Origin of the sequence: Streptomyces sp. NPDC053427 (assembly GCF_044544985.1) — a bacterium.
Taxonomy (GTDB): domain Bacteria; phylum Actinomycetota; class Actinomycetes; order Streptomycetales; family Streptomycetaceae; genus Streptomyces.
On the sequence record NZ_JBITYA010000009.1, the window covers coordinates 116172 to 129537 of the forward strand.

Sequence of the window (13366 nt, forward strand, 5' to 3'; positions counted from 1 at the left end):
TAACTACCCTTTCGCGTGCCCGAGATCGAGCAGCTGACCTGGGCGGATCAGGTCCGCGTCGACCCCGACGACCTTCTCGTTGCGCTCGTAGAGCGCGGGCCAGCCGCCCGGCAGATCGTGGGCCTGGGCGATGGCTGACAGGGTGTCACCGCGGCGGACGGTGTAGTCGCTGGCGGGGGCGGACGGGTCCGCACCGGAGTCCGCGCCGGGCTCCGCGCCGGGGTCCGTGCGGTGGTCGTCGCCGCCGCGGGAGGCGTGGCGGCCGGCGGGCCGGTCGGCGTCGCCCGCACCCTTGCCGCCCTTGCCGCCCTCGCCGTCGCCCTTGCCACCCGGGCTCTCGTCGGCGCCGCCGCGATGCTTGCCCTTGGCGGGGGTCTCCGGTGCGGCGGGGCCGCCGTCGCCGTCCTGACGGCCGTCCTCGTCGCCCGCACGGGAGGGGTCGGACGGGTCGGAGGGGCCGGACGGGTCACCGGGGTCCGTCGCGTCCGGGGCCGACGGGGACGGCGTCGCGTCGTCGGCGTCGCCGCCGGAGGGTTCGTCGGAGGGGCCGTCGGAGGGTTCGTCGGACGGGCCGGACGGATCGTCCGGGTCAGCGGTGTCCGACGGCTTGGGCCGCGGGGTGCTCGTGCTGCCCGGGTTGACCTCCGGCGCCCGGCCGTCCTTGGTCAGCCCCGCGTTCACCGCGCAGCTCGGCCAGGCGTCCGGGCCGCGGTCGTCGAGGATGGATTCGGCGACGGCTATCTGCTGGGCGCGGCTGGCGAGGTCCGGGCGCGAGGCGTACGCGGTCCCGCCGTACTGCTCCCACATCTCCTGGGTCAGCTGGAGGCCGCCGTAGAAGCCGTTGCCGGAGGCGGCGCTCCACATCCCGCCGCTCTCGCACTGCGCGACCTTGTCCCAGGTCGCGGTGTCGGCGGCGTGCGCACCGCTCGCGCCGAGCAGCGGCAGTGCGAGGCCGGCGCCGGTCACTCCCGCCGCGACAAAGAGGGCCGGTGCCTGACGGGGGCGACGATGTCGGCCGTTCCCGGAGCGCATGCAGTTGCCTTTCGAGCGGCGGATGACGTGCTGGAGTTGTCTCCGAGCCGGCGCGGTACGGCGGACCCGTACGGCGAACGCGTACGCCCCGTCGAACCCCTGGCCGATTCGGTGGATCGAAAGGTAGCCGGGGTCACGGGTAGTCACAAGTCGGTGTAGCCGAGATCACGCGCAGGTCACGCAACTGACCCTCCGTCACCACACGGGTATCTGCTGGTCAGGCCCGCTCCGCGGAAGCCTCCGGCGTGAACTCCACCGGCAGCGACCGCAGTCCGCGCATGATGAGCCCGCCGCGCCAGCGCAAATCGCCCGGTTCCGCGGCAAGTCGGATGTCCGGAAGGCGCGTCAGCAGCGTCGCGAGGGCCGCCTGCCCCTCCAGCCGGGCGAGCGGTGCGCCCAGGCAGTAGTGGATGCCGTGTCCGTAACCGAGATGCTGGTTGTCACGCCGGGTGAGGTCGAGGACGTCCGGCTCGGCGAAGCGCGTGGGGTCGCGGTCGGCGGCGGCCAGCACCACCAGGACCGGGTCCCCCTCGGCGATCCGCTGCCCGCCCAGCGTCAGCTCCTCGGTCGCGAACCGCCAGGTGGCCAGCTCCACGGGACCGTCGTACCGCAGCAGTTCCTCGATGCCGGTGGCGAGCAGGTCCGGGTCGCCCGCCGCGATCGACTTCTGGAGCAGCTCGCGCTGGGCGGGGTGGCGGAGCAGCTGGTAGGTGCCGTTGCCGATGAGGTTCACGGTGGTCTCGAAGCCGGCGAAGAGCAGGATGAACGCCATCGCGGCGACCTCGTTCTCGGTGAGGTGCTCGCCGTGGTCCGAGGCCCGGATCAGCCCGGAGATCAGGTCCTCGTCGGCCTCCGGCCGCTCCCCCAGGGACTCGCGCTTGCGATGGATCAGCTCGGCGAGATAGCCGCGCATCTTCTTCACGGAACGGGCGACTCCGCCGCGCGGCCCCCCGCCGTGCCGGATCATCATGCCCGCCCAGTCGCGGAAGTCGTCCTGGTCCTCGGGCGGTACGCCGAGCAGATCGCAGATCGCGTAGATGGGGAGGGGGAAGGCGAATTCATGGATCAGATCCGCCTCCCCCCGCTCCGCGAAGCCGTCGATGAGGCGGTCGGTCAGCTCCTGTACGCGCGGGGCGAAGGCCGCGACCCGGCGCGGGGTGAACGCCTTGGACACGAGGCGGCGCAGGCGCGTGTGGTCGGGCGGGTCGATATTGAGCAGATGCGTCATGAGGTTGGCGCTGCGCTCACCGGGGATGCCGACCTTGCCCTTGCCGTGTGCCGACTCGCTGTGATGGACCGGGTTCTTGGAGAGCCGGGCGTCGGCGAGCGCCTGGCGCGCGTCCCCGTAGCGGGTCACCAACCAGGCCTCGACGCCGCTGGGGAGCGCGGTCCGGTGCACCGGCGCATGCTCCCGCAGCCAGGCGTACGCGGGGTACGGGTCGGCGGCGAACTCCCAGGTGAACAGCTCGGGCCGGCCGACGGGGCAGCCGTCGGGGGCGTCGGGGCGGTCGGCGGGGGCGTCGGCGTCCGGGGTGGTCGCGGCGTCGGGGCGGGCTGCGTCTGGCGTGTCGTGCACATCCCGACCGTAACGCCTGCCCCCTGCGGCGCTGTCCTCCCGTAGGCCCCGGTTCACTGCGGGGACACGCCCAGCTGCTCCAGGAACGCCGCGGCCGCCGGCGAGGGCCCCAGTCCGCTCCACACCACGCGCTCGGTACGCTCCGGCGCCGGCCGTACGCGCACAATGGCCAGCCCCGGCAGCTCGGAGGCGATGGCCTCGGGAACCATGCCGACGCCCAGCCCCGCCCGTACCAGCTTCGCCAGGAACTCGACGGTGGTCACCTCGAACGCCACCTCCGACGTCAGCCCCGCCGCCCGGAACGCGTCGTCGCGCTGCCGGCGGGCCGCCGACCCCGCCGTGAAGTCGACGAACGGCTCCCGCGACAGCCGCGACAGCGTGGTCCACTCCCGCCCGGCCACCGGGTGCCCCGGCGCGACCACCGCGACCAGTTCGCCCCGGGCCAGCTCCTTCTCCCGCACCCCGACGGTGCGCGCGCTGGGCACCAGCCCCACGAAGGCGACGTCCAGGGCCCCCTCCCGCACCTTCTCGATGAGCGGATCGCTCATCTCCATCTGGAGGCTGACCCGCACCTGGGGGTAGCGGGCCCGGAAGGCGCCCAGCTCCTGGGCGAGATCGACGGCCGCCACGGTCGAGATCGCGCCCACCGCCAGCCGCCCGCGCACCTCCCCGACCGCCGCCTCCACCTCCGCTCGGGCCCGCTCGGCCGCCTGCAGCGCCTGCCGGGCGACGGGCACGAACGCCTCACCCGCGGCGGTCAGCCGGACGCTCCGGCTGGTCCGGTCGAAGAGTCGCGCGCCGAGCTCCTTCTCCAGCCGGGCGATCTGATGGCTGAGCGCGGACTGGACGACGTGGCAGCGCTCGGCGGCCCGGGTGAAGCCGCCCGTCTCGGCGACCGCGACCACATAGCGCATCTGCTGAAGCTCCATGCCGGTCGATGGTAAACGCCATCAATCATCTTCTGCGATGGATGCGATGAAAACTATGTGTTGGACTCATCGATGGGTGGGGGCGCAGGGTGGGTCGTGCCCGCCGCCACCGTGGCCGCGGGCGTGCTGGGGAGTCAGGGGGACCCGTAATGAAGCCAGGAACCGAAGCCCGGGCGGGGCTGGGGCGCGGCATGCTGCTGCTGATGTCCGTGGCGGCCGGCCTGTCCGTCGCCGGGAACTACTTCGCCCAGCCGCTGCTGGACCTGATCGGCCGCGATCTCCAGCTGCCCGCATCCACCGCGGCCCTGGTGGTGACCGTCGCCCAGACCGGCTACGGGCTCGGCCTCCTGCTCCTCGTCCCGCTCGGCGACCTCGTGGAACGGCGCCGGCTGGCGGTGACGCTGTGCGCGCTGACCGCCGTCTTCCTGACCGTGACGGCGAGCGCGCCGAACGCCGCCCTGCTGCTGACCGGCACCGCGCTGACCGGCCTGACCTCGGTCGCCGCCCAGGTCATCGCCCCGTACGCGGCCACCTTGGCCGCACCCGCCGAACGCGGCCGGACCCTGGGCACCGTCATGACCGGCCTGCTCCTGGGCATCCTGCTGGCCCGTACGGCCGCCGGTCTGCTGGCCGGGCTGGGCGGCTGGCGCACGGTCTACTGGGTCAACGCCGGGCTGATGCTCCTGATGGCCGTACTCCTGCGGCTCCGCCTGCCCGCCCTGCGCACCACGGCCGGGCTCGGCTATCCCGCGCTGCTGCGCTCGACGCTCGCGCTGTTCGCCCAGGAGCCGGTGCTGCGCTGGCGGGCCGCCCTCGGCGCGCTGACGTTCGCGGGCTTCTCCGTCCTGTGGACCGCCATGGCGTTCTTGATGTCCGGCCCGGCCTACGGCTGGCAGGAGTCGGCCATCGGGCTGCTGGGCCTGGTCGGGGCGGCCGGTTCGCTGGCCGCGTCGGTGGCGGGGCGGCTGTCGGACCGGGGGCTGGTGCACCGGGTCACGGGGGCGGCCGCGGTGCTGCTGCTGGGGTCGTGGGGGTTGCTGGCGACGGGCGGGTCCGGCGGGGCCTGGTCGCTGGCGGCGCTGCTGGCCGGGGTGGTGGTGCTGGACCTGGCCGTGCAGGCGATACACGTCAGCAACCAGAACGTGGTGTACGGGGTGCGGCCGGAGGCGCGTAACCGGCTCAACTCCGCCTACATGACCAGCTACTTCGCGGGCGGGGCCGTGGGGTCGGCGCTCACTTCGGTGGTGTGGGGTGCCGGGGGCTGGAGCGGGGTGTCCGCCCTGGGAGCCGGGCTGGCGGGGGCGGTTGTGATGGTGTGGACGGGAGAGCGGGTGTGGCAGCGGCGGACGGCGGACCGCACGCGCACCGAGCCGGAGCCTGCGGCCGAGCTGGTCACCCCGGCTCCGTGACGGCCTCCGGAGCCTCGGCCGAGGGCCGCCGCCTCACCCCGCGGGACCAGGGCGCTTCCGACGGATCTCGGCACGACGCCGCGGAGATCCGTCGGAAGCGCCCTAACCGGCCCCGCCCTCCACCGCTATCACCGCATCGCGATACGCCCGGGCCGCCGCCCGCAGCGCCGCCTCCGGGTCGACGCCGTCCCGCTCCGCCCGTACGGCCATCGCCAGCAGCTCGTAGCCGACGCCCTCCCCCGTCGGCAGCGGCACCTCCAGCTCGGCCGTCCGCACCCGCGACGCCAGCTTCGCCGCCAGCGCCAGACCGGGCTGGCCCAGCGGGACGCCCTCGGTCAGCGACTGCCGCTGCTTCTCCTCCGCCTTCGTCCGCAGCCAGTGCGCCTTGACGTCCTCGGGGGTCTCGGCCGCCTCCTCACCGAAGACATGCGGATGCCGATGGATCAGCTTCTCGACGATCGTCCCCGCCACATCGTCGATCGAGAACGGGTCCTCGGTGTCGTCCTGCGCGATCCGGGCATGGAAGACGACCTGGAGGAGCACGTCCCCCAACTCCTCCCGCAGCTCCTCGCGGTCGCCCGCCTCGATCGCCTCGACGAGTTCGTACGCCTCCTCCAGGCCGTACTTGGCGAGGTCCCCGTGCGTACGGATGCTGCTCCACGGGCATGCGGCGCGGATCTGGTCCATCACCTGGACGAGATCGAGCAGCCGGGCGCCGGGCAGGTCGTACGAACCGGGCAGCAGCTCCAGGTCGGGCATCGTCTCGCGGCCGGAGCCGGCCAGCCGGGCCAGGCCGTCGGTCAGCGCGCTCTCACCGACCGCGGACGTCAGGACGACGGCGGTACGCGCCTGCGCGACGCAGAAGTCGACCAGCTCGCGGGCGGTGGGAGCGGCCACCTCCACCTCGATACCGGCGTCCCGCAGATACGGCAGCTGCGGATGGTCGGGGTCGGCGCACAGCACCCGATCCGCCGCGCGCAGGACCTGCCACGCGGGCCAGGAGAGCAGGCCGGGGGCGACCCGGTGGCTGGTGGTGAGCAGGACCAGGCGTCCGGTGCCGCCGCCCTCGGGGCGGCTGTCGGCGCCGGTGTCGGCGGCAGAGGCGTCAGCGTTCACGCTCCGAACGTAACCCACCGCACCGACAACGCCCGGCGCCGGTCCGGACGCGGCCGGTCAGACCCGCTGTTTCGCGGACCCGCTGGTGATCCACGGCTCCTTGGTCTCTCCCAGGATGACCTGCCGGTCGTCCCACTTGCCGAACCGCGGATTGACGTCGATGCCCATCGACCGCGACGTCCGGGACAGCTCCTTGGCGAGCTGCTCCTGGCCCTGCGGCTGACCGCGGTCCGCGCCGAGGTGCTCGGCCACCCCGTCCAGCAGCAGCTGATTACGCACCATGGCATCGATCTCGTCGGGGGCGATGCCCTGCTGGAGCCACATCGCCTTCAGCCGCTCGGCGCCGCCGGCCCGCCGCTCGGCCGTCGTCCGCCACTTCTGGATGGCGGCCCGGGTGACCGTGACCCCGGCGTCCTTGGCGCTGCGCGCCAGCACCTCGTCGAAGATCATGCCGTTGAGGGTGGCCAGGCTCAGCCGGCCGGTGTTCATGATCAGCTGGGCGCCCTGCGGGGAGCTGCCCTGCGCCTCGCGCACGTCCTTCACCTTCGCCTGCAGCTGCGCGACGGTGATCCGCTTCCCGTCCACAACGGCCGCGGCACCGGGGTGCGCACCGCTGCCGCAGGCGGCCAGCAGGGGTGTCGCGGCCACCAGGGCGGCGGTGGCGGATACGGAGAGCGCTGTCCTACGGCGGAACACTTGGCCTCCCGGCAGATCGTGCGACGGAGTCTCGACCTTGCGTGATCGAGACCGATGCTAAGGAGTCGACGTGGCGCAGGCCACTGCTTCGGCCAACGATCTCCCGCGGCGGCGGTTTCCCCGTACGGGGAGGGGGCCGGGTGCGGGCGCCGTGTCCCTGCGCCCGCACCCCGGCGGCTCCCCCGCTTCTCGACGGCTGGGGCTACAGGTTGTCGCCCCAGCCGCTCTGGATCATGGTCTGGAACGCCCACTGCCCGCCCCGCCGCACCAGGATGTCGGCGTAGCGCAGCTGCCGGGTCTGCCCCTCGGCCGTCATGGCCGAGTCCGTGAAGACCACGGCCATGGCGGGCGAGAGGAAGACGGGCGTCCGCGTGGACGTGAAGGTGATGCCCTCGCTCCCCTCCCCCATCACCTGCGTCATCGTCGCAATGAACCGTTCCCGGTCCCACTGCGCCGAACGGCCGTTGCCGGCCGCGTCGTCGCTGACGAGGTTGAGGGGGAACACCGCCATATCGGCCATACGCGCAACGTTGCGCTGCGCGCTCTGTGCGTCGTACTCCGCGAACCAGCGGTCCAGGCTCTCGCGGTCCTCGTCGGTCGGGACGTATCCGGTGTCGGGCAGAACGGTCACGCGGGCTCCTCACGGTCTTCGAGGTAGTTCGAGGTCTTCGGGATCTACGAGGTCTCCGAGCGCGCACACGCTCATCAAATTTGACTACAGGCGCGCCACGGAAGGTAGAGAGCGCAAGGGCCATTAGTCAAACTTGAATAGCCGGGTACCCGGTGGGCCGCAGCCCTGCATGTGCCCCAGCCGCTGCAGCGTGCGCCGCAGTCCCGGCGGGTTCCGGCACCGAGGGGCACCTTCCCATTCCTGCCACCCGCCCCGGACGATGCGGCATCGCGCACCGCCCGAGCCTCGGGGGGGGGGACAAATGGTTACTGAAGACTCAAAGCCTTAGTGACCAGGACTGCGGCGACGAGCACGGCCACAGCCAGGAGGGCTGGCTGCATGCGTCCCTTGCGCCCGGTCACCACGAATAAACGGCCTTCTCGACCAGCGGAACGGCAATAGTCATCGCCACCGCCAGAATGCTCAGCGACATCTTTTCCTTGCGCCACGCCAGGACCGCCACGGCCGTAGAAAGAGCACAGGCAGCGGCGAACACGACTAGGCCGGGGTTCCTCCAGCCTCCAGGCTGGGTCAACAAAGCCATAAAACCAATAAGCGTCATCGCGGCAGTAATGGCGATCGCTTTTATGTACTTCCACCGCGAGGTCGCATCTACCTCATCAGTGCTCATGCCCCCGCACCCTTTCCGGATCACGCCACTGCATTATCATAGCCCTTCCCGGGGACGGGGAACTTTTTGACCTTCGCATACATGGCGGTGGATTCCGGAGCACAATAGCCAGGGGCAGCGGGCCGACGGCGAATGATGCGCCCCTGCGCATCGCGAATCCCCGTGCCGAATGCCGACGAAGTACGCGAACCCGGAATCGTCTGCAGGCTGTTCGGCCCGACGTTCCTTCATTACCCCCAGTGAAGATTCCTTCAGCATGCCTGGCCGTGACATCTGGCCAGGCATGAATCATCCACAATCTTAAGCAAGTTGAGGGCACGGGCGCCCACTTATTACTCGCCAACAAAGAGTTCAATCACGCCAATTCTCCCGGAGGAGTGCACATTTCCGACCGCTTGACTGAGTCCAATAATCGCTGCAAATTCGGCGATTTGACGGCTTTGGTCGGTGATTATTTATGCCTTCGAGGTGACCCTTGTGAGGCCGGCGAGCCGATTTCCGAGCATGGTCCGGTGGGTGATGAAGTGCCTCACCCCCGTACCTGACCCAGCCACTGCAGCGTCCGCCGTACCTCCTCCGGGAAGGCGTGGTGCGGGCCGTGCAGGCGCTCCGCGTCGTAGAGGAGTCTGGACAGGCATTCCTGGGCGGCGTCGCGTTCGCCCTGGGCGAGGAGCAGGTGGCCTATGGAGCGGCGGATCTCCAGGGGGCGGGCGGGGTCGTCCGGGTAGCGCTCGAAGTACGGGAGGAGGGCGCGGTATTCCTCCAGGGACTGGGTGACCTCGCCGAGTTGTTCCAGGCACTGGGCGGCCTCGTAGTGGAACTGGAGGGACTGGCGGGTGGCTGCCGGGCCGGTTTCCTTGGCGAACTCCTCGGCCAGCAGGCGGAGTTCGGGGAGGGCGCGGCGGTACTGGCCGTCGTCCATGAGGGTGGCGGCGTACTGCTTGCGCAGGGTGCGGACCACCGGGGAGTTCCGGCCGTGGCGGGCGGCTGCGGTCGGGAGGATGCCGCCGAGGATGTCCACGGCGCGGGTGATCCGGCCCTGGTCGAGGAGGCTTTTGACCTCGTCGACGGCGGCGGCGACGTCCGGCCCGGAGGAGGACGACCCGGAGGAGGACGACCCGGAAGACGTAGGTCCGGAAGAGGACGGCCCGGTCGACGGGGACGGGGTGGGCGGCGCGGCGCGGGGGGTGAGGGTGGCGAAGGAGGAGCGGGGGTCGGGGGAGGAACGGGGGGCGGGGGCCGTGGGGGCGCTTCCGGCTGCGGCCTGGGCGGGCGCGGGTGGCGGGGCGGACGGGCCGACAGGGCCGGATGCCGGGGACGTGGCGCGTACGGGCCAGGGGGCGTGCGGCTGGCGGAAGGGGCGGGTGGGGTCCATCGGGGCGAGCGGGGTGAGCGGGTGGTGGCTCGCGCGGGAGCCGGATTCGGAGGCGGGGAGGAGGGGGGCCAGCGCCCGGTAGACCTCCTGGGCGTCGGCGGGGCGGGCCGCCGGGTCCTTGCGCAGCAGGCGGAGGACCAGGGCTTCGAGGGGTTCGGGGACGTCGGGGCGGAGGCGGCGTACCGGGACCGGGTCCTCGTACAGGTGGCGGTGCAGGACGCCCAGGGCCGTGGAGCCGGCGAACGGGACCTGGCCGCTGAGGAGTTCGTGCAGCAGGATCCCGAGGGCGTAGAGGTCGGTGTGCGGGCCGACGGCGCCGCCCATGGCCTGTTCGGGGGCCATGTAGGCGGGGCTGCCGAGGGGGGACCCGGTGTGGGTGAGGCGGGTGGTGTCGGTGTCGAGGGCCGAGGCGATGCCGAGATCGAGGACGACCAGGGTGCCGTCCGGGCGGACCATGACGTTGCGGGGCTTGAGGTCGCGGTGGACGATCGGCACCGCGTGGACGGCGGCCAGTACGGCGCAGAGCTGGGCGGCGGCGCTGGCCGCCCACTGCCACGGGTAGGGGTCGTGTTCGGCGAGGTGGTCGGAGAGGTCGGCGCCGTCGACGTACTGCATCACCAGGAAGAGGTCCTCGTCGTCGCTGCCGGCGTCGTGGACGGTGACCAGTCCGGGGTGGTCGACCTGCGCGGTGACCCGGCATTCGCGGACGAAGCGGCGGCGCATCTCCTCGCCGTCGGGGGTGCCCGCCAACCGGTCCGGGCGCAGGAGTTTGACGCCGACGCGGCGGTCCAGGCGGCGGTCGTAGCCGATCCAGACCTGGCCCATGCCGCCCTGGCCCAGCAGGACGGAGAGTTCGTAGCGTCCGGCGATGACGCGGCCGTTCACCGTTGTTCCTCCTGGCGGAGGTAGTCGCTGAGTTCGTCGAGTTCGGCCCGGACCTGGTCGATGCGCTGCGGTTGCGGGCGGTCCTGGGCGTACGGGGTCGAATTCGGGTTCAGGTTCGGGTTCGGGTGCGGGTGCGAGTTCGGGCTCGGATTCGGGTACGGGCGGGTGCCGGGGGCGTAGGGCCGGGGCTGCTGGGCGTACGGCGAGGGCGGGGCGGGCGGCTGCGGGGGGACGTAGGGGTGCGGGGCCGGGGCGGGGGCCGGGGCGTATCCCTGCCCGTAGGCGGGCCGTGCGGCCTCGCGGATGTCGACGACCAGGTAGTACGCGACCGCGCCGGTCATCTGCAGCAGCAGCGCCCCCACCGCGAGGTTCGTGCGCCAGTCGGTCTCGGCGTAGGAGAGCACCAGGAAGCAGACGCCCGCGAGCACCGCCAGATCGGCGCCGAAGAGCCACCAGCCCAGCGGCCGCCGCTGCACGATCGCGGCCCGCAGCATCGCCGCCCAGGCCAGCAGGCCCAGACTGCCCACCGTGACGGCCACGAAGACCACGCGCAGCAGGACCACCACCCCCGTCGCCGGTGGACGGTGCGGCGGGGGTGCCGGGGCGGGGGCATGCATTGCTGCTCCTGGTGGATCAACGGTGGCGACCGTGCCCGCGAGGGGGCGCGGGCACGGTGACGCATAGGGACCTGCGAGCGTACGAGCGTATATACGACCGCGGCGCCGCGTCCGGGGTTATGCGGAATGCGCCGGGGCAACTGCCGTCACCGTGCCCCGCGGGTCGGCCGGGCGGGTCAGTCCGGCGCCACCGACCCGTCCGTGAAGCCGTCGTACATCCCCTGGACCAGCCGCTCGCCCAGCCGGGAGGCGAGCCGCAGGGCCTCCTCGAAGGCGGCCAGTTCGCGGAACCGCGCGCCGTAGCGCCGCTGTTCGGCGAGGGCGAGGCGGGGCAGCTGGAGGCGGCGGACGTCGAGGCGGGTGGCGGTGGAGGCGTAGCTGCTGGCCTGGCGGTTGTTGGCGGTGCCGCGCAGGAAGCCGGCGAGGAACCAGGCGTCGAGGGCGGCCGGGTCGGGGCGCAGCAGGGTCAGGTTGCGGCCGAGGGCGGCGCCGGCGGTGGCAGCGTCGACGACCCGGGCGATGGCGCCGCCGCCGAGGACGGGGACGACCACATCGCCTTCCAGGACGAGGACGGGTTCCTCGGCGGGGGTGGCGGGGGCGGCTTCCGGGAGGGTGCCGGTGGGGCCGGTGGCGGCGATGACGTCATGGTCGGTCAGGACGGCGTACGGGACGCCGGGGAGCGCGGTGCCGGCGCCGCCCGCGCGCAGCACCAGGGCGCCGGAGCGGGCGAGTTCGCCGAGGGTGGTCAGCGGCCAGCGGGCCGGGCCCGGTGCGGTGGCGGCGTCCTGGGACGCGGCGCGGGGGGTGAGCTGGGTGGTGCGGGCGAGAGTGTCGGTCAGCCGGTCGCGGACCTGGGCCAGTTCGGCGGGGCCGCCGGCCGCCGCGGGCGGCGGGAGGTGGCGGGCCGGGGCGAGGTCGACATCGTCGTCCAGGAGGTCGATGGCGGCCAGCGAGCGCCGTACGCCGGGCATTTCCTCGACGCCGCCGTCGCGGTCGAAGGCCTGCCAGGCGTCGACGGCGGCGGCGCGGACGGCCCCCCAGTCCAGCTTGTCGCGGCCGCCGGAGGCGGCGGGGGCCAGGCCTGCGGTGTCGACGACGAGGAGGTGCGGGGTGGGCTGTGCGCTGCCGTCGGGCTTGCGCAGCACCCACAGGTGGAGGGGGATGCCGTTGGGCGGGGCGGCGCCGGCGGGCAGCGCGATGACGGCGCGCAGGGCGCCGCGGCGCAGCAGATCGGCGCGGATGCGGCGGCCGGAGCGGCGGGAGGCGGCGGCGGGCGGCATGAGCAGGACGGCGGTGCCGCCGGGGTGCAGGCGGGCCAGTGCGTGCTGGACCCAGGCGAGTTCGGATTCCGTGCGGGCCGGGAAGCCGTACTCCCAGCGGGGGTCGTAGGCCAGTTCGTCATGGCCCCAGTTGCGTTCGTTGAACGGCGGGTGGGCCAGGACGGCGTCGGCGGCCAGCTTCGGGAAGGCGTCGGCGCGCAGGGTGTCGGCGGCGCGCACCCGGACCTGGGCGTCGGCGACGTCGAGGGCGAGGCGGAGCGCCGTGAGCGCGGCGAGGTCGGGATCGGCCTCCTGCCCGTACAGGGCGAGGGGGGCCGCGTCCGGCTGCGCGGCGGCCCGTTCCCGGGCGGCGGTCAGCAGGCCGCCGGCGCCGCAGGCCGGGTCGAGCACGGAGCCCAACGCGCCGTCCAGGGCGGCGAGTTCGGCCATCAGGGCGGCCGGGCCGGGCGGCGTGAGGGTGTACTGGCGCGGGTTGGCGTCCAGATGACGGCCGAGCAGGAACCCGTACGCCTCGGGGGCGCCGTCCAGGGCCGCGAGGTCGGCGGTGGCGCGGACCAGGGCGGCGGAGGGGGCGAGCGCCTCCCGGGTCAGGCCGTGTACGGGGTGGCCGTCGCCGAGCCGGGCGGCGAGGACGGAGTCGAGCATCGCGGGCAGTACGCCGGTCAGATCGGCGTCGTCGGAGGCGCCGCGCAGCTGCTTCCAGGCCGCGGGCCGGTCGCGGACGAGAAGCAGTACGGCGCCGGCCTGCCGTAGCGCGCCCGCGGCGCCGGCCGGATGTCCGGCGATCTGCTGCCAGACCCGCTCGCGCAGCGGCACCTCGGCGAGCTTGCCCTGGTCGCGCAGCCACTGCTCGATGTCACGGAGGGCGAAGGCGGGGCTGGTCTCCGTGCCGCCGACCGGCTTGGGGAAGTCGGCGTGCCGGCGGCGCCAGTTGCTGACGGCGGCCCGGCCCACCCCGGCGAGGCGCGCGATACCGGCGGCGGTCACCTCGGTGGGGCGGTCCGTCGCGTTCTCCGTTGGTGCGATGTCCGGCACCTGGCTGGCTCCCGTCCCGATGCGTGACCACTGTGTCAGCAGCATACCCATCCTTGCGTGAGCCATCCCTTCACATCGTGAACAAGTAATCTCCGCGTGTTCGTGTTGACTCGAT

11 protein-coding genes are annotated in these 13366 nt (G+C 73.0%); 1 reads left to right on the forward strand and 10 read right to left on the reverse strand.

All coding sequences use genetic code 11. From position 1 onward, the window contains the following. Nucleotides 1–3 precede the first annotated feature (3 nt). The 3 genes from ACIGWZ_RS25085 to ACIGWZ_RS25095 form a co-directional block, all read right to left on the reverse strand. On the reverse strand, nucleotides 4–1179 hold the full coding sequence (locus ACIGWZ_RS25085) for a transglycosylase family protein (RefSeq protein ID WP_400068246.1): 1176 nt from the start codon (nucleotides 1177–1179) through the stop codon (nucleotides 4–6). A gap of 70 nt (nucleotides 1180–1249) precedes the next feature. After that, a complete protein-coding gene (locus tag ACIGWZ_RS25090) occupies nucleotides 1250–2608 on the reverse strand; it encodes a cytochrome P450 (protein WP_400068248.1) in 1359 nt (452 codons plus the stop codon). A gap of 53 nt (nucleotides 2609–2661) precedes the next feature. Further along, the gene (locus ACIGWZ_RS25095; RefSeq protein WP_400068250.1) at nucleotides 2662–3537 is read right to left on the reverse strand and encodes a LysR family transcriptional regulator; all 876 of its coding nucleotides are present in this window, start codon (nucleotides 3535–3537) and stop codon (nucleotides 2662–2664) included. Nucleotides 3538–3686: 149 nt separating this feature from the next. Between ACIGWZ_RS25095 and ACIGWZ_RS25100 the strand changes: the two genes are divergently transcribed. Beyond that, nucleotides 3687–4946 (forward strand): MFS transporter, encoded by a 1260-nt coding sequence (locus ACIGWZ_RS25100; RefSeq protein WP_400068252.1) that lies wholly within the window; start codon nucleotides 3687–3689, stop codon nucleotides 4944–4946. A 102-nt stretch (nucleotides 4947–5048) separates the two neighbouring features. Here ACIGWZ_RS25100 and ACIGWZ_RS25105 read toward each other — a convergent pair whose 3' ends face one another. From ACIGWZ_RS25105 to ACIGWZ_RS25135, 7 genes are all read right to left on the reverse strand, one after another. After that, a complete protein-coding gene (locus tag ACIGWZ_RS25105) occupies nucleotides 5049–6062 on the reverse strand; it encodes a nucleoside triphosphate pyrophosphohydrolase (protein ID WP_400068254.1) in 1014 nt (337 codons plus the stop codon). A 57-nt stretch (nucleotides 6063–6119) separates the two neighbouring features. After that, nucleotides 6120–6758: a SurA N-terminal domain-containing protein gene (locus ACIGWZ_RS25110; protein WP_400068256.1), complete on the reverse strand. Its 639-nt coding sequence runs from the start codon at nucleotides 6756–6758 to the stop codon at nucleotides 6120–6122. Between the two features lie 202 nt (nucleotides 6759–6960). Then, complete coding sequence (locus ACIGWZ_RS25115; RefSeq protein WP_400068258.1) at nucleotides 6961–7389, reverse strand: nuclear transport factor 2 family protein; 429 nt, start codon at nucleotides 7387–7389, stop codon at nucleotides 6961–6963. A 397-nt stretch (nucleotides 7390–7786) separates the two neighbouring features. Further along, nucleotides 7787–8059: a hypothetical protein gene (locus ACIGWZ_RS25120; RefSeq protein WP_400068260.1), complete on the reverse strand. Its 273-nt coding sequence runs from the start codon at nucleotides 8057–8059 to the stop codon at nucleotides 7787–7789. A gap of 529 nt (nucleotides 8060–8588) precedes the next feature. Next, a complete protein-coding gene (locus tag ACIGWZ_RS25125) occupies nucleotides 8589–10319 on the reverse strand; it encodes a protein kinase (RefSeq protein ID WP_400068262.1) in 1731 nt (576 codons plus the stop codon). Then, the gene (locus tag ACIGWZ_RS25130) at nucleotides 10316–10936 is read right to left on the reverse strand and encodes a hypothetical protein (protein ID WP_400068264.1); all 621 of its coding nucleotides are present in this window, start codon (nucleotides 10934–10936) and stop codon (nucleotides 10316–10318) included. Before ACIGWZ_RS25130 ends, ACIGWZ_RS25125 begins: the two co-directional genes overlap by 4 nt. A 176-nt stretch (nucleotides 10937–11112) precedes the next feature. Continuing rightward, nucleotides 11113–13296, reverse strand: coding sequence for an N-6 DNA methylase (locus tag ACIGWZ_RS25135; RefSeq protein WP_400068266.1), 2184 nt, complete (start codon nucleotides 13294–13296; stop codon nucleotides 11113–11115). Nucleotides 13297–13366: the final 70 nt, after the last annotated feature.